Origin of the sequence: Nocardioides iriomotensis, from assembly GCF_004168035.1 — a bacterium.
Lineage (GTDB): Bacteria > Actinomycetota > Actinomycetes > Propionibacteriales > Nocardioidaceae > Nocardioides_B > Nocardioides_B iriomotensis.
Genome location: NZ_SDPU01000023.1, coordinates 41,451 through 63,222 on the forward strand (window position 1 = coordinate 41,451; position 21,772 = coordinate 63,222).

Consider the following 21,772-nt stretch of genomic DNA (forward strand, 5'->3'; position numbering starts at 1 on the left):
GGTCACTCCCATCGGAAGGTGCGGGCGGTGAGGAGGGTGCCGGCGACGGCCCACGCCGCCAGCACGAGGAGGTCGCGGACGGGGAGGGCGCCGTCGATGAAGGCGGTGCGCAGCCCCTCGCCGAGCGCTCCCGACGGCAGCCAGGCCAGGGAGCCGCCGGCGCCGCCGTAGGCGGACGCGGGCAGCACGACGGCACCGCCGGCGAGCAGCAAGAGGTAGACGAGGTTGGCGGCGGCGAGCGTGGCCTCGGCCCGGAGCGTGCCCGCGAGCAGCAGTCCGAGCGAGGCGAACGCCGCGGTGCCGAGCAGGGCGACCAGCAGGGCGCCGACCACCCCGGCGGCGGTGAGGTTCGGCTGCCAGCCGAGCAGCAGCCCGGTGCCGCCGAGGACGACGAGCTGGAGCAGCTCGACGACGAGCAGGGCGCCGACCTTGCCGAGCAGCAGGCCGGACCGCGGCAGCGGCGACGAGCCCAGCCGCTTCAGCACGCCGTACCGGCGCTCGAAGCCGGTCGCGATCGCCAGCGACGTGAAGCTCGTCGACATCACCGCCAGCGCGAGCACGCCCGGGACGAGCAGGTCGATGGGGTGACCCTCGATCCCGAGGTCGAAGCGGCGGCTCGCGAGCAGGCCGCCGATCAGCACGATCAGCGGGATGACCACGGCCAGCAGCAGCTGCTCGCCGTTGCGGAGCAGGAGCTTGGTCTCCATGCGCGCTTGCGCGGTGACCATCCGCGGGTACGGCGCGGCACCAGGGCGCGGGGTGAAGGTGCCGCTGCTCACCGGGGCGGTCACGACGCCAGCTCCCGACCGGTGATCTGGAGGAACACGTCCTCCAGGGTGCGCTGCCCGAGCGTCAGGGACTCCGGCAGCACCCCGTGCTGCTCGCACCACGCGGACACCTTCGCGAGCGTGCTCGCGTCGGCCGGTCCCGTGATCAGCAGGCTCTGGGCGTTGACCGGGCGGACGTCGGTGTCCGGGCCCAGCGTCGCCTGCAGCGAGGCGGGCGCGCCGGGCGGGAACGGCTCGGTCACGACCAGCCGGATCGTGCTGTTCCCGGTGCCGCGGGTCAGCTCGAACGGCGTCCCGCTCGCGATCAGCCGGCCGTGGTCGATGACGTGCACGGTGTCGGCGAGCCGCTCGGCCTCGTCCATGTAGTGCGTGGTCAGCACGACGGTCACGCCGTCGCCGCGCATCTCCTCGAGCAGCTGCCACGTCGCGCGCCGCAGCTGCGGGTCCATCCCGGCCGTCGGCTCGTCGACGAACACCAGCTCCGGACGGCCGACGACCGCCATCGCGAGGCCGAGGCGCTGCTGCTGGCCGCCCGAGAGCCGCCGGTACGGCGTCCGGCCGCACTCGTCGAGGCCGAGCCGGTCGACCAGCAGGCCGACGTCGAGCGGGTGCGCGTGCAGGGACGCGACGTGCCGGAGCATCTCGACCGCGCGAACGCCGGACCAGGCGCCGCCGCTCTGCAGCATCACGCCGATCCGGGGCAGCAGCGCGGTCCGGTCGGCCTGCGGGTCGAGGCCCAGCACGCGGACCGTGCCGGCCTGCGGGCGGCGGTACCCCTCGCAGGTCTCGAGCGTCGTTGTCTTGCCGGCCCCGTTGGGGCCCAGGACGGCGGTGATGGTGCCGCGCTCGACGGTCAGGTCGAGGCCGTCGACGGCGACGGTGTCGCCGTACGCCATTCGGAGACCCTCGACCACGACGGCAGCCCCGGACGGGGCCGGCGCGGCAGGGGTCGTAGGCACGGGGGAGAGTGTAGGAAGGCGCCGGCCGCGGCGGGCGCGACCGGGGTCTGCTGTGGGACGGGTCACGCGGCCCGCGGGGCAGGCGGACAGGTTAGGTGGACCTTATTTGAAGCCGACCCACCATTAACGACACAATGTTGTTGTGGAATTCGAGAGCAACGCCCCCGGCGACGCTCCCACCCGGGAGCGCGTGGCCCGGTCGATCCTCGAGCTCGGGCCCAGCACGGCCGCCGTCCTCGCGGAGCGGCTGGACCTCACGCCTGCCGCCGTGCGCCGGCACCTCGACCACCTGACCGACGAGGGCGTCGTCGAGCCGCGCGAGCCACGGGTGTACGGCGCCCGGGGCCGGGGCCGCCCGGCGAAGCTCTTCGCGCTGACCGAGGTGGGCCGGGACCGGTTCGACCAGCAGTACGACGACCTGGCCGTCCAGGCGCTGCGGTTCCTGTCGGAGACCGGCGGCGACGACGCGGTCCTCGCGTTCGCTCGCCGGCGGATCGAGACGCTGGAGTCCCGCTACGACGAGATCCTGGCCGCTCGCCCCGACGTCGAGCCGGCCGTCGCGCTGGCCGAGGCGCTCACCCAGAGCGGCTACGCCGCGTCGGTGCGCGAGAGCCCGGTCGGGCAGCAGCTGTGCCAGCAGCACTGCCCGGTCTCGCACGTCGCCCACGAGTTCCCGCAGCTGTGCGAGGCCGAGACCGAGTTCTTCAGCAAGGTGCTCGGCCGCCACGTCCAGCGCCTTGCGACCATCGCCCACGGCGACGGCGTCTGCACCACCTGCATCCCCGAAGTGCCCCGCACCCGCACGAGCACTGTCTCCGCTACGAGAGGTTGAGCTGACTGTGACCACCATCGAGCAGATGAACCCCGAGCTCGCCGGCCTCGGCCGATACGAGTACGGCTGGGCCGACAAGGACGACGCCGGCTCCATCGCCCAGCGCGGTCTCAACGAGGCGGTTGTGCGCGACATCTCGGGCAAGAAGAGCGAGCCGCAGTGGATGCTCGACCTGCGCCTGAAGGGCCTCAAGCTCTTCGACCGCAAGCCGATGCCGACCTGGGGCGCGGAGCTCGACGCGATCGACTTCGACAACATCAAGTACTTCGTCCGGTCCACCGAGAAGCAGGCCGCGTCCTGGGACGACCTGCCCGAGGACATCAAGAACACCTACGACAGGCTCGGCATCCCCGAGGCGGAGAAGCAGCGCCTCGTCGCCGGCGTCGCCGCGCAGTACGAGTCCGAGGTCGTCTACCACCAGATCCGCGAGGACCTGGAGGAGCAGGGCGTCATCTTCGTCGACACCGACACCGCGCTGAAGGAGCACGAGGAGCTCTTCAAGGAGTACTTCGGCACCGTCATCCCGGTCGGCGACAACAAGTTCGCCGCGCTCAACACCTCGGTGTGGTCCGGCGGCTCGTTCATCTACGTGCCCAAGGGCGTCCACGTGGACATCCCGCTGCAGGCCTACTTCCGGATCAACACCGAGAACATGGGCCAGTTCGAGCGCACGCTGATCATCGTCGACGAGGACGCCTACGTGCACTACGTCGAGGGCTGCACCGCCCCGATCTACTCCTCCGACTCGCTGCACTCCGCGGTCGTGGAGATCGTCGTGAAGAAGGGCGGCCGCTGCCGCTACACGACCATCCAGAACTGGTCGAACAACGTCTACAACCTCGTCACCAAGCGCGCGACCTGCGAGGCCGGCGCGACGATGGAGTGGGTCGACGGCAACATCGGCTCCAAGGTGACGATGAAGTACCCCGCCGTCTACCTCATGGGCGAGCACGCCAAGGGCGAGACGCTGTCGATCGCGTTCGCCGGCGAGGGCCAGCACCAGGACGCCGGCGCCAAGATGGTGCACGCCGCGCCGCACACCTCGTCCTCGATCCTGTCGAAGTCGGTGGCCCGCGGCGGTGGGCGTACGTCGTACCGCGGCCTGATCCAGGTCAACGAGGGCGCGCACGGCTCGAAGTCCAACGTGCTGTGCGACGCGCTGCTGGTCGACCAGATCAGCCGGTCCGACACCTACCCCTACGTCGACATCCGCGAGGACGACGTGTCGATGGGTCACGAGGCGTCGGTCTCCAAGGTCTCCGACGACCAGCTCTTCTACCTCATGTCGCGCGGCATGGAGCAGGACGAGGCGATGGCGATGATCGTGCGCGGCTTCATCGAGCCGATCGCCAAGGAGCTCCCGATGGAGTACGCCCTCGAGCTGAACCGCCTGATCGAGCTGCAGATGGAGGGCGCGGTCGGCTGACGCCTGCCCGCTGCCCTGCCCACTCGGGCGGTCGAACCCTTCGACAAGCTCAGGAACCACCCGTCGCGACCCCCCGACCCGAGAGAAAGTGACGCTGAGAAGTGACCCTGACCGACGCCCGCGAGAGCGTGGAGTCCGCCCTCGAAGTAGCTCCGGTGCAGTCCCACCTGCACCCGGTGTCCTCCTTCGACCTCGCCGACCACCCGATGCCCACCGGGCGCGAGGAGATCTGGCGGTTCACCCCGCTCAAGCGCCTCGCCGGTGCGCTCGACGACGCGCCGACCGACGAGGGTGCCGCGACCTACGAGACGACCGGTCCGGAGGAGTTCTTCCCCGGCACGCTCGCCGTCGGCCAGGCCCCGCGCGGCCGCGCGCTGGTGCCCGACGACCGCGCCTCCGCGGTGGCGTCGAGCAACACCGCCGACGCCCTCCACGTGAAGGTGCCGGCCGACACGATTCTTGACGAACCGCTCGGCCTGACCGTCACCGGGGCCGCCGGCCGGCGCAGCAACGCGCACTACGTCGTCGAGGCCGGCGCACACTCCACGTTCACCTTCGTGCTCGACCACCGCGGCTCCGGCGTCCACGCCGGTAACCTCGAGGTCGTCGTCGGCGACGGTGCCGACGTCACGGTCGTCTCCGTGCAGGACTGGGACGACGACGCGGTCCACGTCGGCACCCACGAGGCGCTCGTCGGCCGCGACGCACGCTTCAAGCACGTGATGATCTCGTTCGGCGGCTCCGTCGTGCGGGTCAACGCCAACGCGTCGTACTCCGGTCCCGGCGGCGAGGCCGAGCTGCTCGGCCTGTACTTCGCCGACGAGGGCCAGCACCTCGAGCACCGCCTGTTCGTCGACCACGACGCGCCGCGCACGAAGAGCCGCGTCACCTACAAGGGCGCGCTCCAGGGCGACAAGGCGCACACGGTCTGGGTCGGCAACGTGCTGATCCGCAAGGTCGCCGAGGGCATCGACACCTACGAGGAGAACCGCAACCTCGTCCTCACCGACGGCTGCCAGGCCGACTCGATCCCCAACCTGGAGATCGAGACCGGCGAGATCGCGGGCGCCGGTCACGCGTCGGCGACCGCGCGGTTCGACGACGAGCAGCTGTTCTACCTGCGCTCGCGCGGCGTGCCGGAGGAGGAGGCCCAGCGCCTCGTCGTGCACGGCTTCTTCAACGACCTGATCCGCAAGATCGGCATCCCGGCCCTCGAGCAGAAGCTGATGGCGACGGTCGAGACCGAGCTGGCCAAGAACGTCCTGAAGGACGTCGCGCTGTGACCTTCGAACGCGTCTGCTCGGTCAGCGAGGTCCCGGCGGACACCCCGCTGGGGGTCCTCGCCGGCCCGCTCGAGCTCGCGATCGCCCGCGACGGCGACGAGTTCTTCGCGATCCAGGACCTCTGCTCGCACGCGGCGATCGCGCTCTCCGAGGGCGACGTCGAGGACTGCACGGTCGAGTGCTGGCTGCACGGCTCGCGCTTCGACCTGCGCACCGGCAAGCCCACCGGACTTCCCGCGACCGAGCCGGTCGCGACCTTCCCCATCGAGGTACGCGGACAGGACGTGTACGTCGACACCGAGACCCCCCTGAACGGAGTAACCCCTTCATGAGCACCCTCGAGATCAAGAACCTCCAGGTCAGCGTCGACACCGAGGACGGACCGAAGGAGATCCTCAAGGGCGTCGACCTCACCATCCGGGGCGGCGAGACCCACGCGATCATGGGCCCCAACGGCTCGGGCAAGTCGACCCTGGCGTACTCCATCGCCGGTCACCCGAAGTACCAGGTCACCGGCGGCACCGTCACCCTCGACGGCGCCGACGTCCTCGCGATGACCGTCGACGAGCGCGCCCGTGCCGGCCTGTTCCTCGCGATGCAGTATCCCGTCGAGGTCCCCGGCGTCTCGGTCGCCAACTTCCTGCGCACCGCCAAGACCGCCATCGACGGCGAGGCGCCGAAGCTGCGCACCTGGGTCAAGGACGTCAACGGCGCGATGGAGCAGATGAAGCTCGACGCGTCGTTCTCGCAGCGCTCGGTCAACGAGGGCTTCTCCGGTGGCGAGAAGAAGCGCCACGAGATCGTGCAGCTCGAGCTGCTGAACCCCAAGGTCGCGGTGCTCGACGAGACCGACTCCGGTCTCGACATCGACGCGCTGAAGATCGTGTCCGAGGGCGTCAACCGGTACGTCGAGCAGGGCGACCGCGGCGTCCTCCTGATCACGCACTACACGCGCATCCTGCGCTACATCAAGCCGGACTTCGTGCACGTCTTCGTCGACGGAAGGATCGCCGAGGAGGGCGGCCCGGAGCTCGCCGAGCAGCTGGAGGCCGAGGGCTATGAGCGTTACGTCAACGCCTGATTCGCAGGTGGCCGCCGGGCTGTCGGGGCTGTTGCCCGGGCTCGACCTCATCCGCGCGGACTTCCCGATCCTGTCGCGCACGCTGGCCGACGGGAAGGCGCTGGTCTACCTCGACAGCGCCAACACCTCGCAGAAGCCGCAGGTGGTGATCGACGCGATGGTCGACCACCTCGAGCGGCACAACGCCAACGTCGCGCGCGCCATGCACCAGCTGGGCGCGGAGTCGACGGCGGCGTTCGAGGGCGCGCGCGACATGGTCGCGGCGTTCATCGGTGCCCCGTCGCGCGACGAGGTGATCTTCACCAAGAACGCCTCCGAGGCGCTCAACCTCGTCGCCAACACGTTCGCGTGGGCGCGCGGTGACCTGCAGCTCGGTGCCGGCGACGAGGTCGTCATCACCGAGATGGAGCACCACTCCAACATCGTGCCGTGGCAGCTGCTCACCGAGCGCACCGGCGCGACGCTGCGCTGGTTCTCCGTCACCGACGACGGCCTGCTCGACCTCTCGCGGCTCGACCAGCTGATCACCGAGCGGACGAAGATCGTGTCGCTCACCTGGGTGTCCAACGCCCTCGGCACGGTCAACCCGATCGCCGCGATCGCGCGCCGCGCCCACGAGGTCGGCGCCGTGGTCGTGGTCGACGCCGCCCAGGCGGTGCCGCAGATGCCGGTCGACCTGGCCGCGATGGACGACGTCGAGCGCCCGGACTTCCTGGCGTTCACCGGCCACAAGGTCACCGGCCCGACCGGGATCGGCGTGCTGTGGGGCCGCGGCTCGCTGCTGGAGCAGCTGCCGCCGTTCCTCGGGGGCGGCGAGATGATCGCGACCGTGTCGATGGAGAAGTCGACGTACGCCCCGATCCCGCACAAGTTCGAGGCCGGCACCCCGCCGATCGTCGAGGCCGTGGGTCTCGGCGCGGCGGTCGACTACCTCGCCGCCGTGGGCATGGACGCCGTCCGCGCCCACGAGGAGGCGATCACCGGCTACGCCCTGGCCGGGCTCGGCTCGGTCTCGGGGCTCACGATCCTCGGCCCGACCGACGCGGCGCTGCGCGGCGGGGCGATCTCGTTCGAGCTCGACGGCGTGCACCCGCACGACGTGGCCCAGGTGCTCGACTCGCGCGGCGTGGCCGTGCGCGCGGGGCACCACTGCGCGAAGCCGGCGCACAAGCGCTTCGGCGTGCAGAGCTCGACCCGGATGTCGTCGTACCTCTACACGAAGCCGGCCGAGATCGACGCGCTGGTCGAGGGCCTGGAGTACACCAAGCACTACTTCAAGGTGGGCTGAGTGGACCTCGACACCCTGTACCAGGAGATCATCCTGGACCACTACAAGAACCCCCACCACGCAGGGCTCCGCGAGCCCTACGAGGCGGAGGTGCACCACGTGAACCCCACGTGCGGCGACGAGGTGACGCTCCGCGTCCACCTGTCCGGCGACGGCGCCGAGGCCGTCGTCGAGGACGTGTCGTACGCCGCGGAGGGGTGCTCGATCAGCCAGGCCTCGGCCTCGGTGATGACCGACCTGGTCATCGGCAGGACCGTGGCGGAGGCGGCGTCGCTGCACGAGGAGTTCCTGACCCTCATGCAGGGCCGCGGCACCGTCGAGCCCGACGAGGACCGGCTGGAGGACGGCATCGCCTTCGCGGGCGTCGCCAAGTTCCCGGCCCGCGTGAAGTGCGCCCTGCTCTCGTGGATGGCGTGGAAGGACGCGACCGCGCAGGCGGTCGCGACGGACGACAAGGAGGCGCACCGATGACCGACGCCCAGACCGACCCGCACGCCGACCTGCCCGAGGTCGACACCACCGGCGGCGGCACCACGACGACCGTCGAGGACGTCACCGAGGCGATGAAGGACGTCGTCGACCCCGAGCTCGGCATCAACGTCGTCGACCTCGGCCTCGTCTACGACGTGCACCTCGACGAGGGGGCCAACGTCGTGCTCGACATGACGCTGACCTCGGCGGCCTGCCCGCTGACCGACGTGATCACCGACCAGACCGAGCAGGCGCTCGAGGGCCTGGTCAACGACGTCGCGATCAACTGGGTCTGGATGCCGCCGTGGGGCCCGGACAAGATCACCGACGACGGCCGCGAGCAGCTCCGCGCGCTCGGGTTCAACGTCTGACCGTCCCGACCCCGAGCCGGCGCATGTCCACGCGCACCGTCGCGGTGCCGCCCGAACGGCTCGCGCGCTGGTGCGACAACTTCACCACCCGGCACGGCCCGACCACGCTCGACGTGGTGGACGGCAGGTTGCTGCTCACGGCCGACGACGGCGAGTCCGCGTCGGCCGTGCTGCCGTTCGGGAGGCGGTACGACGGGGCGCCCGACCCGGCTGTCGTCGCCGACGCGGCCGCGGCGCCGCTGACCTGGGGAGTCCTGCTCGTGCGCAAGGGCGGCTTCGCCGTCGCGCTGCTCGACACGACCGACCACGTCGTCGCGTCCAAGGTCGGGCAGCGGCACGTCCAGGGCCGCACCAAGGCCGGCGGCCAGTCCCAGCAGCGGTTCGCGCGACGCCGGGACAACCAGGCCCGCCAGGCCTACGAGGCCGCCGCCGACCACGCCGCACGCATCCTCGGTGAGGGGCCACATCACGCACGACACACCGACCAGCACGGTGGGAATGTGGCCTCTCGCGCCCTGGTCGTGGGTGGGGACCGCCAGGCGGTCGACGCCGTGCTCGACGACCGGCGGCTCGCAACGTGGCGCGACGTGATCGTCGACCCGTGGCTGCCGGTACCCGATCCCCGCCGGTCCGTCCTCGACGACGCCATCGCCACCGCCCGGTCGGTGCAGATCACCCTGGGCTAGCGCGAGAGGCCAGTTTCCCACCGGGTCTGCGGGTGTGTCGCGCGCCGAGTGGCCTGTCGGTCCGTCGGGGGCGGGCAGCCACTAGGTTTCCTCCGTGGCGAGCGAGCTCGAGATGGTGGTGACCGACCCGGGGGATCCGGACGTGGTGGCGCTGCTGGAGGGTCACCTGTCGTTCGCGGCCGAGCACAGCCCGCCGGAGGACGTGCACGCGCTGGACCTCGACGGCCTTCGGGACCCGAGCATCACGTTCCTCGCGGCCCGGCGTGACGGCGTGCTGCTCGGGGTCGGTGCGCTGAAGGTCCTGGACCCGACGCACGGTGAGCTGAAGTCCATGCACACGCTGGCCGCGTCGCGGGGGAGCGGCGTCGGCGCCGCGCTGGTGCGGCGGCTGCTCGACGAGGCCCGCGCGCTCGGGCTGGAGCGGGTGAGCCTCGAGACCGGGTCGATGGAGGCGTTCGCGCCGGCCCGGCGGATGTACGCGCGAGCCGGGTTCGTCGCGTGCGAGCCGTTCGGCGACTACAACCCGAGCCGCAACAGCACGTTCATGACACTCGACCTGTCGCCCGACGCCCGGTGATCACCGCCGGCAACAGCACCCGCCACCGGACCAGGACGGCACGGCGCTTTTGGCCGCCCCGCGACGCGGGCGTCCCGCCGGAGCGCTTCTACGGCGTGACGCCGGCGTTCGAGGAGTGGGGCCACGACTAGCGGATCCCGGCGACCTCGTCGAGCTCCTGCAGCAAGTCGTGCGCGGCGAGCTCGACCTGCTTGTGCCGCCACTCGGACGCGCGGTACACGCAGGCGATCAGGCCGGTGCGGTGGACGCGCCGCAGGTCGCCGTACACGAAGGCGCAGCGGCCCTTCGTCCGGTCCTTCGCGCCGACGGTGAGGCCGAGGTGCCAGGCGGCGTACTCCTCCCACGAGTGCCGCTCGAGGTAGGCGTTCTGGGCGTCGGCCGCGGGCTGGACGGCGCCCCAGTCGCTGTCGAGGACGTACTGCCTCGCCCGGATCAGCTTGCGCGCGTGGGCGACGGCGTCGGGGTTGACCTCGTACTTCGCCATGCCTCCTGGTGCCCGCTCGCGCCCCGGCTCATCCCTCGTCGGGCACCGGGTCCTCGGCGCCGCGTGCGACCAGGGCCTCGCCGAGCGCGTCGGCGTGCCGGAGCGACCGCACGATCAGCGGTACGACGAACGCCCGGGGGCTGGCCCCGAGCCCCCGCGCCCGCTGCGCGTCGCGGACCTCCTGCGCCAGCCCCACCACGACCGGGACGCACCGGATGCCGAGCGCCAGCAGCAGCCCGACCCGGTCGGGGTCGACGCCGACCCGGCGCAGCGGCCGGCAGACCGCGACGATGGCGTCGACCAGGTCGGTGGTGCGGGTGCTGAGCGTGACCAGCGCAGCGAGCAGGACCAGCACGGCGAGCACGCCGACGACCACGAACGCCCGGGCCGGCCCGTTGACCAGGACGTGGAAGACCGCGGTGCCGAGCGCGATCCAGAGCAGCGGGCGCACCTGCGCGACGGCGACGCGCAGCGAGATCCCGGCGACGCCGTACAGCACCGTGACGACGCCGAGGGCGACCAGCACCTGCCACGGCTCGTCGAGCAGCACCGAGACCACGCCGGCGGCGACGAGCCCCAGCAGCTTCAGCCCCGCCGGAGCCCGGTGCAGCGGCGAGGTGCCGGGGAGGAACAGCCCGAGCGGTGTCACGGCGTGGCCGCCATCAGGGACCGGTAGTGCGCGACCGCCGCACCGGGCGCGTCGTCGCAGACCAGCCGGCCCTCGTCGAACACCAGCACCCGGTCGAAGTCGTCCAGCAGGTCGAGGTGGTGGGTCACCAGCAGGACCTGCTCGGGCAGCCCGGCGACCACCTCGGCGATCCGGGCGGCGTTGCGCAGGTCGAGCAGCGTCGTCGGCTCGTCCATCACCAGCACCGCCGGCTCGGTCACCATCACCGACGCCAGCGCGAGCAGCTGCTTCTGGCCGCCGGACAGCAGGTGCGCGGGGTGGTCGGCGTGGCCGTCGAGGCCGTACGCCGCCAGCACGCTCGCCACGCGGGCGGCGACCTCGTCCTTGGGGACGCCGCGCCGGCGCAGCCCGAACGCGACGTCCTCGGCCACGGTCGGCATCACGATCTGGGCGTCGGGGTCGGTGAAGCAGAATCCCACCAGCCGGCGCACCCCGCGACCCTGCGAGCGGGTGTCGAGGCCGTCGACGCGGACCCGCCCCGACGTCGGAAGCACGAGCCCGTTGAGCAGCCGGGCGAACGTCGACTTGCCGGACCCGTTGGCGCCGATCACCCCGACCCGCTGCTCGGAGAGCGTCACCGTCACGTCGGCCAGCACGGTCCGCGCGGCGGCGCCCGCGCCGTACACGTGGCCGACGCCCTCCACCTCGATCAGCGGCACGCCTGCACCACCATCGCGACCCCCTGGCCGCCGCCGACGGCGATCCCGGCCAGGCCGATCTCGCCCCGGTCCTGGTGCACGAGCCGGCTGAACAGCCGCACCGCGAGCACGGCGCCGGACGCACCCCACGGGTGGCCGAGCGCGAGCGCGCCGCCGTCGGGGCAGACCCGCTCCTCGTCGAGCCCGAGGTCGTCGCAGCAGGCGAGCACCTGGCCGGCGAACGCCTCGTTGAGCTCGACCGCGTCGACGTCGTCGAGGGTCAGCCCGGCCTCGTCGAGCGCGGCGCGGACGGCGGGCACCAGGCCGAGCCCGGGCAGCTGCGGGTCGACGCCCGCGGTGGCGGTGGCGAGCACACGGAGGCCGGGGAGGCCCAGCTCGGCGTGGGTGGCGGCGTCGACGATCGCCACGGCGGCCGCGCCGTCGTTGACGCCGCAGGCGTTGCCGGCCGTGACGGTCCCGCCGTCCACGAACGCGGGCCGCAGCCGGGCCAGCCGCTCGACGGTCAGCCCGGCGCGGACCCGCTCGTCGCGGGCGAGGCCGGCCACGGGCAGCACCTCGGCGCCGAACGTGCCGGCCTCCCAGGCGGCGGCGGCGCGGGCGTGGGAGCGCGCGGAGTAGGCGTCCTGCCGCTCCCGGGTGACGCCGTACTTCGCGGCGAGCTGGTCCGCGGCCACGCCCATGTCGGGGTCGCCGAGCGTGGCCGGCGCGAACGGCGCGCGGGTGTAGCGCACCGGGTCCGCGCCGTCGGCCGGCGGCCGGAAACGCCACGGCGCCGTCGACGCCGACTCGACGCCACCCGCCAGCACCAGTCCCGGACGCGCGCGCACCAGCGCGGTCGCGACGTCGATCGCGGCCAGGCCGCTGCCGCACTGGCGGTCGACCGTCAGGGCGGGTACGGCGACCGGCAGACCCGCGGCGAGCGAGGCGACCCGCGCCACGTCGCCGCCGGGACCCGTGCAGTTGCCGAGCACGACGTCGTGGGGGAGCAGCCCGTCGAGCGAGCCCGCGAGCGCGGCGAGCACCGGCGCAGCGAGGTCGGCCGCGGTGACGTCGCGCAGCGCCCGGCCGGCGGTGCCGATCGGCGTGCGCAGCGCGGCGACGACGACCGGGGCGTCGGCGGCGGTCAGGGTCACGGTCCCAACCTAGAGCCCGGTCAGCGGCCGCAGCGTCGGCGCCCGCTCCGCGACCGCGTCCCGGTCGACCTTGCCGGCGGCGGTCAGCGGCAGGGCGTCGACATGCCACCAGCGGCGCGGCCGGGCGGCGTCGACGAGCTCCTCACGGGCGGCGGCGACGAGACGGCCGTGGTCGTCGGCGTCGGTGAGGACCACCGCGAGCACCTCGCCGAGCGTCGGGTGCGGGACGCCGAGGACGATGAGCTCGCCGCGAGCGTGCGCGCGCAGCACCGCCTCGACCTCGCTGATCCGCACCGTCACGCCGCCGGTGGTCACGGCGTCCGCGCGGCCGTGCAGCACCAGGACGCCATCGGCGAACGTGCCGAGGTCGCCGACCGTCGCCCAGCCCTCGGCGTCGGCCCGACCGAGGGCGAGGTACGGCGAGCAGACCCACACCTCGCCGTCGCGCACGTCGACCTCGACGCCGGGGAACGGGCGCAGCGACGCGGCGTGCCGGCCCCACGCGACGAACGACAGCTCGGCCGCCCCGTAGTAGTGGTGCACCACCAGGCCCGCGCCCTCGGCACGCGTCGCGAGCCCGGGCCCGAGCGGGGCACCCGCGACCACCACGGTGAGCCCGTCGGGCACGGTGCGGTCGAGCAGCACGTCGAGCGCGGTCGGGGTGAGCACGGCATGGCTCGCGTCGGCGACGTCGTCGACCAGCACGGCGCCGGTCCAGGCGGCGTGCACCCGCGCGAAGACGTTCATCGACCCGGTCGACGGGCCGGGTACCCACAGGCGCGTCCCCGGGCCGATCCCGGACAGGTCGGTGACCGCGTCGAACGACACCACCCACGACGTCGTCGTGCGGGTGACGGTCCGCGGCCGGGTCGTCGATCCGGCGGTGCGGAGCGTGACCGGTTCCCCGCGCGCGTGCGCGTCCCGGAAGGCGGCGACCGGGTCGGCCGCCGTCGTCAGGTCGTGCTCAGACAGCCTGCTGCTCCGACGCCTCGGCCGACTCGCGGGCGGCGCGGCCCTCGCCGAGCAGCCCCGGGTACGCCGCGTGCACGCCGCGCGCGACGACGGCCGCGACGACCACCTTCACCAGGTCGCCGGGCAGGTAGATCCAGCTGGCCACGGTCGCCGCCCACGGCGTGATGCCGAGGACGACCGCCATCCCGGCGATGCCGAGGAGGTAGAGCACCACGACGCCGCCGACGAAGTTGGCGACGATCCCCCAGTGCAGCTTGTACGTCGGACCGGCGCGCTCGGTGAGCCACCCCACGACGTACGCGGCGACGGGATAGCCGATCAGGAAGCCGACCGACGGCCCGGCGAACACGCCCAGGCCGCCGCGGCCGCCGGCCAGCAACGGCAGGCCGACGGCGACCAGGGCGAGGAACAGGACGAGCGCCAGCCCGCCGCGACGGGCGCCGAGGATCGCGCCGGCCAGCATCACGCCGAGCGACTGCGCGGTGATCGGCACGCTGAAGCCGGGTGGGGTGAAGGCGGGCACCAGCCCGAGGGCGGCGACGACCCCGGCGAACATCGCGACGAGCGCGAGGTCGCGGGACGTGAAGCGCGGGGAGGGGGACGGGGCGGAGGCGCGGGTCACGCGCCGCAGTCTAGGAGGCCCGATCCGAGACGCATCAGCGCGGTCCAGTCCGCGATCAGTGGTCCCCGCCGCGCTCGAGGCCGAGCGTGCCGAGCAGGTCCTCGTGCAGCTCGAACCAGACCGTGTGGCAGGAGTCGATCCGGGGCTCGTCGACGTACCTGCGCTCGCCGGCGTCGACCCGGACGAGCGCGGCGGCGAACCGCTCCGGGTAGCCGGCGAACCGGTCGAGCGCCCCGGCGAGGGCGTCGCCCACCGGCTGCAGCCGGCGACCGAGGGACGTCAGGTCGTCGAGGACCCGCTCGTCCCAGGACCAGTCGTCGTGGTCGTTGGCGGCCATCCGGTCCCACGGGGTCGGCCGGATCTGCCAACGGGTGGTCGCGTCGAGGAATCGGGCGTTGAGCCGCGCGAAGGTCGCGTGGGCGTCGGTCACCACGTCCCGCGCGCCGGCCTCGTCGAGCTCGGCGGCGAGCCGCCGGTCGTCCTCGGCGCGGCCGCGGTCGGTCAGCCCCCAACCGGTGAGGTCGGCGAAGGACGCCCGCGAGACCTGGCCGAACGCCTCCGCGTCGAGCAGCAGCTCCTCCACCTCGTCGGCGTCGAGGCCGAACCGGCGCGCGATGTGCGAGGCCTGGGCCATTCCGAGGAGCCGGACCCCGTGCAGGGTGAGCAGCTCGGGGGTGGAGGTCGCGGCCATGCCGCGAACGTACAGGGACGGGAAGCGGGTCAGAGCCGGGACGCGGAGAACGTGTCGCACGCCTGCAGCGAGCCGGTGCGCATGCCCGTGCTGAACCACCGCATCCGCTGCTCGGCCGAGCCGTGCGTCCAACGGTCGGGGTCGACCCGGCCGGAGGTGCGCTTCTGGATCCGGTCGTCACCGACGGCCCGGGCCGCGTCGAGGGCGTCGGCGATGTCCTGGTCGGTGAGGTCGAGGATGAACGGCTCGCCGCTCTCGTCGGGGACCTCGGTGGCGTGCTTGGTCCAGACGCCGGCGTAGCAGTCGGCCTGCAGCTCCAGCCGCACGGCGTCGCTGGTCGGGCCCTGCTGGGTGCGGACCTGGCCCATCGTGCCGAGGAGGTCCTGGATGTGGTGGCCGTACTCGTGGGCGAGGACGTAGGCCTCGCTGAACGGTCCGCCGCGCGCGCCGAGCTGACCCTCGAGCATCTCGTCGAAGAACGCCGGGTCGAGGTAGACCTGCTCGTCGGCCGAGCAGTAGAACGGCCCGACGTCGGAGGTCGCGTTGCCGCAGCCGGTGCTCACGGCGCCCTCGGGGAACAGGATGGTCGTCGCCTTCCGGTAGCGCACCCCGGCCTGTTCCGGCAACGCCTCGGCCCAGAACGCCTGGATCGAGTTGACGTCGGCGAGGAGCGCGCAGTTGCGGTCCTGGTTGGCGTCGGCGCCGCTCTCGCACTGGTCGAGGGACGTCTCGCTGCCGGCACCGCCGCCGCCCTCGCCGGGACCGATCGAGGGGGAGCCGCCGAGCTGGCTCTGCAGCAGGAAGATGATGACGAGGATGATCAGGCCGCCGATGCCGCCACCGACCTTGAGGCCGCGGCCGCCACCGCCACCGATCGGGAGTCCGCCCATGCCGCCGCCGCTGCCGCCGCCCCGGCGTACCTGCACCTGGCTGCGGTCCAGCTTCGCCTTCGGGTTGTAACGCACAGTCCGACCTCCCGTTGGGTGTCCGTAGACTAGGGCACGTACCCGCGCCCCTGCCCCGCTACGCGGCCCCCGGCCGGGCCCTCGCGGCGATGTCGTCGGTCAACGGGGCTTCGCCCCGCCTCTCCTCCGCCTGGCGAGGACCTCGCCCGGCAGCCGCTCGCAACGGCCAGGGGCACCGGCACGTACCCTGGGCCCATGCCACGTGTGACGCACTGACCGGCGCGCCCGCTCTCTCGACGCCCGTCCTGTTCCCCGACCCGTCCACGAGGTAACCACCCATGATCACCGCCCACCAGATCGAAGTGCGCGCGGGCGCGCGCCTGCTGATGCAGGACGTGTCGTTCCGCGTCGCGGCCGGCGACAAGGTCGGCCTGGTGGGGCGCAACGGCGCGGGCAAGACCACGCTCACCCGGATCCTCGCCGGCGAGGGCCTCCCGGCCGGAGGCCAGGTCACCGCGACCGGGTCGGTCGGCTACCTGCCGCAGGACCCGCGCACCGGCGACCCCGAGGTCGCCGCGCTCGACCGGATCCTGTCCGCGCGCGGTCTCGACGACGTCGTACGGCGCCTGCGGGAGGCCGAGCGGGAGATGGCCTCCGACGACGAGACCGTCCGCGAGCGGGGGATGCGGCGGTACGCCAACGCCGACAACGAGCTGCACGCGGGCGGCGGGTACGCCGCCGAGGCCGAGGCCAAGCAGATCGCGTCGAGCCTCGGCATCGAGGACCGGATCCTGACCCAGCCGCTGCGGACGCTCTCGGGTGGCCAGCGCCGCCGGGTGGAGCTCGCGAGGATCCTGTTCTCCGGCGCGGAGACGCTGCTGCTCGACGAGCCGACCAACCACCTCGACGCCGACTCGATCGTGTGGCTGCGCGAGTTCCTGCGCACCCACCGGGGCGGGCTCATCGTGATCAGCCACGACGTCGGGCTGCTCGAGGCGTGCGTGACGAAGGTGCTGCACCTCGACGCCAACCGCGCCGAGGTCGACGTCTACAACATGGGCTGGAAGGCGTACCTCGAGCAGCGCGAGACCGACGAGAAGCGCCGCAAGCGCGAGCGGCTCAACGCCGAGAACAAGGCCAAGACGCTCACCGACCAGGCCAACAAGATGCGCGCGAAGGCGACCAAGGCGCAGGCCGCGCAGTCGATGCTCAAGCGCGCCGAGAAGCTGCTCGCCGGCGTCGAGTCCGAGCGCCAGAGCGACAAGGTCGCCCGGATCGCGTTCCCCAAGCCCGCGCCGTGCGGGAAGACGCCGCTCACCGCCGCCGAGCTGTCGAAGTCCTACGGCTCGCTGGAGGTCTTCACCGACGTCGACCTGGCGATCGACCGGGGGAGCCGCGTCGTCGTGCTGGGCCTGAACGGCGCCGGCAAGACCACGCTGCTGCGGATCCTCGGTGGCCTCGACCGGCCCGACACCGGCGAGGTGCAGCCCGGGCACGGGCTCAAGCTCGGCTACTACGCCCAGGAGCACGAGACCCTCGACACCGGCCGCACCGTGCTGGAGAACATGCGCTCGGCCGCGCCCGACCTGACCGACACCGAGGCGCGCAGCGTGCTCGGGTCGTTCCTGTTCTCCGGCGACGACGCGCACAAGCCGGCCAAGGTGCTGTCCGGTGGTGAGAAGACCAGGCTCGCGCTGGCGACGCTGGTGGTCTCGACGGCCAACGTGCTGCTGCTCGACGAGCCGACCAACAACCTCGACCCGGCCTCCCGCGAGGAGGTGCTGGCGGCGATCCGGTCCTACGAGGGCGCGATCGTGCTGGTCACCCACGACGAGGGTGCCGTGCACGCGCTCGAGCCCGACCGGGTGCTGATCCTGCCCGACGGCGTCGAGGACCTCTGGACCGAGGACTACGCCGACCTGATCTCGCTCGCCTGACCTCCGCGTCAGCGGTACCGGTCGAAGAACGCCACGATCGCGTCGAGCGCCTCGCGCTGCACGTCGTCGACCTGCGGGACGCCCGCCGCGTCGACCTCCGGGTAGATGTAGCCGTGCACGTCGTGGCTCCACGACCGCCACTCGACGTCGTCGCGCCTGTCGGCGAGCAGGTCGTAGGTCAGCCGGAACACGCCCTGCAGCTCGTCCTCCTCCCGTCCGAGCACCAGCACCGGGATGCGCACGCCGTCGACGCGCGCCGACACCTCCGCGGGGTCGGCGACCCGGCTCCGGGCGTGCTCGACGTCGCGCATCAGCAGGCGCTCGATGTCGCGCATGCCGCCGTCGTTCGCGACGGTCGGCTCGTCGTCCAGCCGCAGCGTCAGCACCTCGTGGGACGCCGGTTCCGCCGCCACCGCGGCCCGCAGCGGTACGTCGTACTGCGAGCAGAGCTTGAGCAGCATCTCGCCGGCGTGGCTCACCCCGAGGTGGAACAGCCGGTCGCCGTCGACCGCGGGATGGCGAGCCACGTGGCGGAGGATCGCGAGCTCGTCCTCGTACTCCAGCGGCGCTCGGTTCATCAGCTCCATGCCCTGGCGGCCGTGCACCCGCAGCCGGCCGCCGTGCTGGTAGCCGAGCTCCACCTCGGTCCGGTAGCGCATCCACGCGCTCGCGTAGCCCGCCTCCAGCAGCCGGTCCTGGACGTGCCGGAAGCGGTGCACCCGGTCCTGCAGCCAGCCGATCCCGCCGCCGCCGTTGCCGTAGGCCACGAGCACGCACGGGTGCGGCCCCTCGCCCTCCGGCAGCCGCAGGGCGTACGGCGTGTAGAGGCCGTCGAGCGTCTCGGCGAGGAGGTAGTGCGCCGGCCGGTCGGACCCTGCGACCTCCTCGGTCATCAGCACTTGGTGCGGCTCCCACGCGGTCACGCGCCGCACCGTAGCGGCGTGCTGCACACGTTTGCAACAGGCGTGCCCGCCACGACGCCGGCGGCCAGCGCCACCCAGCCCTGCCACCGTGTCCACGTCCGCATGTGAGCCTCCCTTGGAACCGGGACCCGTCGCGCACGAGGCGGATCGACTCCTCCGGTCGTTCGCCCGGGCCCAGCGGCGGGTCCAGAGCCCGTGCCGACGGCCGGGACCGGGGGTGGCTGCCCCTACGCTCTCCCCATGAATCCCACCGTGGACCCGGAGGTCCTGGAGCGCGGCGGCGTCCGGCTCGAGGAGAACGGCCTCGTCGCGACCATCACGCTCAACCGGCCCGCCACCAAGAACTCCCAGACCCCCTCCACGTGGATGGCGTTGCGGGCGATCGGCGCCAGCCTCGACCCCGCCGTCCGCGTCGTCGTGGTCCAGGGCGAGGGGGACACCTTCTCCTCCGGGCTCGACCGGCGGATGCTCAGCGCCGAGGGCGTCGAGGGCGAGTCGTCGATCATGAACCTCCTCGACATCCCCGACGCCGAGCTGGCCGAGTCGATCGCGGGCTGGCAGGAGGGCTTCACCTGGCTGCGCCGCAGCGACATCGTGAGCGTCGCCGCGGTGCGCGGCTCCGCCGTCGGCGCCGGCTTCCAGCTGGCTCTGGCGTGCGATCTCCGGGTGCTGGCCGACGACGCGCGGTTCTCCATGCGCGAGCCGATCCTCGGCCTCGTCCCCGACCTCACGGGAACAAAACCCCTGGTCGAGCTGGTTGGTTACTCCAGGGCACTGGAGATCTGCGCGACCACGCGCTGGGTGTCCGCCGAGGAGGCCCACGCGATCGGCCTGGCGACCGCGGTGGTCCCCGCGGAGGAGCTGTCCGACGCGGTGGCCGACCTGGTCGCGGCGCTGACCGCACCGCTGTACGGCGCGGTCACGGAGACCAAGGCACTGCTGCAGAGCGCGCACAAGCTCGACCTGGAGGAGCAGCGCAGGCTGGAGCGCGAGGCCCAGGTCCGCCGCTTCCGGGAGCTGGCCGCACTGATGGGGGAGTAGCCGAGACCGCAGCCCTGGGCGCGCGGGTCGGGAGACGGACGGATCGGGAGAGGAGGAGCCGAGCATGTCGATGGGTTCCGGCATGGGACCGGTCTGGCGCCACCTGCGCACCGACCGCAGCATCACCGAGCAGCGGCTCGCCAAGGACACCGTCCGCCGCGTGGCCGCCTTCGCCAAGCCGCACCGCGGGCTGATCGCGGTCTTCCTCGTGCTGACCGTCATCGACGCGGCCCTCGTCGTGGTCACCCCGCTGCTGGTCAAGCACCTCGTCGACGACGGCATCCTCAAGCAGGACGGCAGCGTGGTCACGACGACCGCGCTGGCGATCGCCGGTGTCGCGCTCGTCGACGCCGCGCTCGCGGTCGGCCAGGGCTACCTGTCGTCCCGCATCGGCGAGGGCCTGATCTACGACCTCCGCACGTCGGTGTTCGCCCACGTGCAGCGGATGTCGGTCGCGTTCTTCACGCGCGCCCAGACCGGGGCGCTCGTGTCCCGGCTCAACAACGACGTGATCGGCGCCCAGCGTGCGTTCACCTCGACCCTGTCGAGCACCGTCTCCAACAGCATCAGCGTGGTCGTCGTCGGCATCGCGATGCTCGCGTTGTCCTGGCAGGTCACGCTGCTCTGCCTCGCGCTGTTCCCGTTCCTCTGGCTCGCCTCCCGCTGGGTCGGCCGCAACCTGGCCGGTCTCACCCGCGAGCAGATGCAGGGCAACGCCGACCTCGGCAACACGATGACCGAGCGGTTCAACGTCGGCGGCGCGCTGCTGCTCAAGCTGTTCGGTCGTCGCGGCGAGGAGGACGCCCTCTTCGCGCGCAAGGCCGGCGTCGTCCGTGACCTCGGCGTGCGCATCGCGCTGATCACGCGGATCTTCGGCGCCAGCCTGATGCTGCTGCCCGCACTCGCCACCGCCCTCGTCTACGGCGTCGGCGGCCACCTCGCGATCCAGCAGACCCTGACGGTCGGCACCCTCCTCGCGCTCGCCACGCTGCTGCTGCGCCTGCTCGGCCCGCTGCAGGGCCTGTCCAACGTGCGCATCGACGTGATGACCGCGCTGGTCAGCTTCGAGCGCGTCTTCGAGGTGCTCGACCTGCCCTCGATGGTCCAGGAGAAGCCCGACGCCGTCGCGCTGCCCGCGAGCACCGGGCGGGTGGAGTTCGACCACGTCGCCTTCCGCTACCCGCGCGCCGACGAGGTGTCGCTGGCCAGCCTCGAGTCGGTCGCGCGCACCGAGTCGCGCGACACCGGCGAGGTGCTGCGCGACGTCTCGTTCGTCGCGGAGCCCGGCCAGATGGTGGCGCTCGTCGGCCCGTCCGGTGCCGGCAAGACGACGATGACCCACCTCGTCGCCCGGTTGTACGACGTCACCGGGGGAGCGGTCCGCGTCGGCGGTCACGACGTCCGCGACGTCACGCTCGAGTCGCTGGAGGACGCGGTCGGCTACGTCACCCAGGACGCGCACATGTTCCACGACACCATCGGCGCCAACCTCGCCTACGCCCGTCCCGCCGCCACTGACGACGAGATCTGGGCCGCGCTCGAGGCCGCGCAGATCGCCCGCCTCGTGCGCAGCCTGCCCGACGGCCTCGACACCGTCGTCGGCGACCGGGGCTACCGCCTCTCCGGCGGCGAGCGCCAACGGCTCGCGATCGCCCGGCTGCTGCTCAAGGCGCCCGGCATCGTGGTGCTCGACGAGGCCACCGCACACCTGGACTCCGAGTCCGAGGTGGCGGTCCAGCGCGCGCTCGACCAGGCGCTCGAGGGCCGCACCTCGCTGGTCATCGCGCACCGGCTCTCCACCATCCGCAGCGCCGACCTGATCCTCGTCGTCGACGACGGCCGGGTCGTGCAGTCCGGCAGCCACACGGCGCTCCTGGCCGAGGGCGGGCTCTACGCCGACCTCTACGCCACCCAGTTCAGCCGCACGGCCTGACGCGTCGGGGGCGCAACCCCGC

24 protein-coding genes are annotated in these 21,772 nt (G+C 72.7%); 13 read left to right on the forward strand and 11 right to left on the reverse strand.

Annotated features, from left to right (window positions below):
- Positions 1-2: 2 nt before the first annotated feature.
- The gene (locus ETU37_RS12640; RefSeq protein WP_338068613.1) at positions 3-791 is read right to left on the reverse strand and encodes an ABC transporter permease; all 789 of its coding nucleotides are present in this window, start codon (positions 789-791) and stop codon (positions 3-5) included.
- A complete protein-coding gene (locus tag ETU37_RS12645; protein WP_240755703.1) occupies positions 788-1,747 on the reverse strand; it encodes an ABC transporter ATP-binding protein in 960 nt (319 codons plus the stop codon). Before ETU37_RS12645 ends, ETU37_RS12640 begins: the two co-directional genes overlap by 4 nt.
- A 142-nt stretch (positions 1,748-1,889) precedes the next feature.
- Here ETU37_RS12645 and ETU37_RS12650 point away from each other — a divergent pair, with 142 nt between their 5' ends.
- The 10 genes from ETU37_RS12650 (at position 1,890) to ETU37_RS12695 (ending at position 9,762) form a co-directional block, all read left to right on the forward strand.
- Complete coding sequence (locus tag ETU37_RS12650) at positions 1,890-2,579, forward strand: helix-turn-helix transcriptional regulator (RefSeq protein ID WP_129987700.1); 690 nt, start codon at positions 1,890-1,892, stop codon at positions 2,577-2,579.
- Between the two features lie 25 nt (positions 2,580-2,604).
- Positions 2,605-4,005 (forward strand): Fe-S cluster assembly protein SufB, encoded by a 1,401-nt coding sequence (sufB, locus tag ETU37_RS12655; RefSeq protein ID WP_129987924.1) that lies wholly within the window; start codon positions 2,605-2,607, stop codon positions 4,003-4,005.
- A gap of 101 nt (positions 4,006-4,106) precedes the next feature.
- Positions 4,107-5,288 carry a Fe-S cluster assembly protein SufD gene (gene sufD / locus ETU37_RS12660; RefSeq protein WP_206053913.1) on the forward strand — a complete coding sequence of 394 codons (1,182 nt, stop codon included), beginning with the start codon at positions 4,107-4,109 and terminating at the stop codon, positions 5,286-5,288.
- Positions 5,285-5,620, forward strand: coding sequence for a non-heme iron oxygenase ferredoxin subunit (locus ETU37_RS12665; RefSeq protein ID WP_129987701.1), 336 nt, complete (start codon positions 5,285-5,287; stop codon positions 5,618-5,620). Before sufD ends, ETU37_RS12665 begins: the two co-directional genes overlap by 4 nt.
- Positions 5,617-6,369 (forward strand): Fe-S cluster assembly ATPase SufC, encoded by a 753-nt coding sequence (gene sufC, locus ETU37_RS12670; protein ID WP_129987702.1) that lies wholly within the window; start codon positions 5,617-5,619, stop codon positions 6,367-6,369. Before ETU37_RS12665 ends, sufC begins: the two co-directional genes overlap by 4 nt.
- Positions 6,370-6,376: 7 nt before the next feature.
- Positions 6,377-7,657 (forward strand): SufS family cysteine desulfurase, encoded by a 1,281-nt coding sequence (locus ETU37_RS12675; RefSeq protein WP_276319688.1) that lies wholly within the window; start codon positions 6,377-6,379, stop codon positions 7,655-7,657.
- On the forward strand, positions 7,658-8,128 hold the full coding sequence (sufU, locus tag ETU37_RS12680; protein WP_129987704.1) for a Fe-S cluster assembly sulfur transfer protein SufU: 471 nt from the start codon (positions 7,658-7,660) through the stop codon (positions 8,126-8,128).
- A complete protein-coding gene (locus tag ETU37_RS12685; protein ID WP_129987705.1) occupies positions 8,125-8,499 on the forward strand; it encodes a metal-sulfur cluster assembly factor in 375 nt (124 codons plus the stop codon). The genes sufU and ETU37_RS12685 overlap by 4 nt, the downstream gene beginning before the upstream one ends.
- 23 nt (positions 8,500-8,522) lie before the next feature.
- Entirely contained in the window at positions 8,523-9,185 is a 663-nt protein-coding gene (locus tag ETU37_RS12690; protein WP_129987706.1) for an acVLRF1 family peptidyl-tRNA hydrolase, read from the forward strand.
- 94 nt (positions 9,186-9,279) lie between these two features.
- Positions 9,280-9,762, forward strand: a complete 483-nt coding sequence (locus tag ETU37_RS12695; RefSeq protein ID WP_206053914.1) for a GNAT family N-acetyltransferase — start codon at positions 9,280-9,282, stop codon at positions 9,760-9,762.
- Between the two features lie 127 nt (positions 9,763-9,889).
- On the opposite strand, the gene ETU37_RS12700 is transcribed toward ETU37_RS12695, so the two are convergent.
- The 8 genes from ETU37_RS12700 to ypfJ form a co-directional block, all read right to left on the reverse strand.
- A complete protein-coding gene (locus ETU37_RS12700) occupies positions 9,890-10,246 on the reverse strand; it encodes a hypothetical protein (protein WP_129987707.1) in 357 nt (118 codons plus the stop codon).
- A 28-nt stretch (positions 10,247-10,274) separates the two neighbouring features.
- Positions 10,275-10,895: an energy-coupling factor transporter transmembrane component T family protein gene (locus ETU37_RS12705; protein WP_129987708.1), complete on the reverse strand. Its 621-nt coding sequence runs from the start codon at positions 10,893-10,895 to the stop codon at positions 10,275-10,277.
- Entirely contained in the window at positions 10,892-11,593 is a 702-nt protein-coding gene (locus tag ETU37_RS12710; protein ID WP_129987709.1) for an energy-coupling factor ABC transporter ATP-binding protein, read from the reverse strand. The genes ETU37_RS12705 and ETU37_RS12710 overlap by 4 nt, the downstream gene beginning before the upstream one ends.
- A complete protein-coding gene (locus tag ETU37_RS12715; protein WP_240755704.1) occupies positions 11,584-12,726 on the reverse strand; it encodes a thiolase family protein in 1,143 nt (380 codons plus the stop codon). Before ETU37_RS12715 ends, ETU37_RS12710 begins: the two co-directional genes overlap by 10 nt.
- A 9-nt stretch (positions 12,727-12,735) precedes the next feature.
- On the reverse strand, positions 12,736-13,557 hold the full coding sequence (locus ETU37_RS12720; RefSeq protein ID WP_129987710.1) for an AMP-binding enzyme: 822 nt from the start codon (positions 13,555-13,557) through the stop codon (positions 12,736-12,738).
- Positions 13,558-13,690: 133 nt separating this feature from the next.
- Positions 13,691-14,320, reverse strand: coding sequence for a biotin transporter BioY (locus ETU37_RS12725; protein WP_240755705.1), 630 nt, complete (start codon positions 14,318-14,320; stop codon positions 13,691-13,693).
- A gap of 55 nt (positions 14,321-14,375) precedes the next feature.
- Entirely contained in the window at positions 14,376-15,011 is a 636-nt protein-coding gene (locus ETU37_RS12730; RefSeq protein WP_129987711.1) for a transcriptional regulator, read from the reverse strand.
- A 29-nt stretch (positions 15,012-15,040) separates the two neighbouring features.
- Positions 15,041-15,976, reverse strand: coding sequence for a KPN_02809 family neutral zinc metallopeptidase (gene ypfJ / locus ETU37_RS12735; RefSeq protein ID WP_129987712.1), 936 nt, complete (start codon positions 15,974-15,976; stop codon positions 15,041-15,043).
- A 278-nt stretch (positions 15,977-16,254) separates the two neighbouring features.
- On the opposite strand from ypfJ, the gene ETU37_RS12740 reads away from it, so the two are divergent.
- Positions 16,255-17,853 carry an ABC-F family ATP-binding cassette domain-containing protein gene (locus ETU37_RS12740; RefSeq protein ID WP_129987713.1) on the forward strand — a complete coding sequence of 533 codons (1,599 nt, stop codon included), beginning with the start codon at positions 16,255-16,257 and terminating at the stop codon, positions 17,851-17,853.
- Positions 17,854-17,861: 8 nt separating this feature from the next.
- Here ETU37_RS12740 and ETU37_RS12745 read toward each other — a convergent pair whose 3' ends face one another.
- Positions 17,862-18,776 carry an alpha/beta hydrolase family protein gene (locus ETU37_RS12745; protein ID WP_129987714.1) on the reverse strand — a complete coding sequence of 305 codons (915 nt, stop codon included), beginning with the start codon at positions 18,774-18,776 and terminating at the stop codon, positions 17,862-17,864.
- A gap of 240 nt (positions 18,777-19,016) precedes the next feature.
- Here ETU37_RS12745 and ETU37_RS12750 point away from each other — a divergent pair, with 240 nt between their 5' ends.
- Together ETU37_RS12750 and ETU37_RS12755 are read left to right on the forward strand one after the other, a co-directional pair.
- Positions 19,017-19,817 carry an enoyl-CoA hydratase/isomerase family protein gene (locus ETU37_RS12750; RefSeq protein ID WP_129987715.1) on the forward strand — a complete coding sequence of 267 codons (801 nt, stop codon included), beginning with the start codon at positions 19,017-19,019 and terminating at the stop codon, positions 19,815-19,817.
- A gap of 64 nt (positions 19,818-19,881) precedes the next feature.
- Positions 19,882-21,750: an ABC transporter ATP-binding protein gene (locus tag ETU37_RS12755; RefSeq protein ID WP_129987716.1), complete on the forward strand. Its 1,869-nt coding sequence runs from the start codon at positions 19,882-19,884 to the stop codon at positions 21,748-21,750.
- Positions 21,751-21,772: the final 22 nt, after the last annotated feature.

Coding starts and splice junctions, on each gene's coding strand:
- sufB (WP_129987924.1), top strand. CDS start 2,605: ATGAACCCCGAGCTCGCCGGCCTCGGCCGATACGAGTACGGCTGGGCC.
- ETU37_RS12750 (WP_129987715.1), top strand. CDS start 19,017: ATGAATCCCACCGTGGACCCGGAGGTCCTGGAGCGCGGCGGCGTCCGG.
- ETU37_RS12755 (WP_129987716.1), top strand. CDS start 19,882: ATGTCGATGGGTTCCGGCATGGGACCGGTCTGGCGCCACCTGCGCACC.
- ETU37_RS12700 (WP_129987707.1), bottom strand. CDS start 10,246: ATGGCGAAGTACGAGGTCAACCCCGACGCCGTCGCCCACGCGCGCAAG.
- sufC (WP_129987702.1), top strand. CDS start 5,617: ATGAGCACCCTCGAGATCAAGAACCTCCAGGTCAGCGTCGACACCGAG.
- ETU37_RS12690 (WP_129987706.1), top strand. CDS start 8,523: ATGTCCACGCGCACCGTCGCGGTGCCGCCCGAACGGCTCGCGCGCTGG.
- ETU37_RS12730 (WP_129987711.1), bottom strand. CDS start 15,011: ATGGCCGCGACCTCCACCCCCGAGCTGCTCACCCTGCACGGGGTCCGG.
- ETU37_RS12685 (WP_129987705.1), top strand. CDS start 8,125: ATGACCGACGCCCAGACCGACCCGCACGCCGACCTGCCCGAGGTCGAC.
- ETU37_RS12740 (WP_129987713.1), top strand. CDS start 16,255: ATGATCACCGCCCACCAGATCGAAGTGCGCGCGGGCGCGCGCCTGCTG.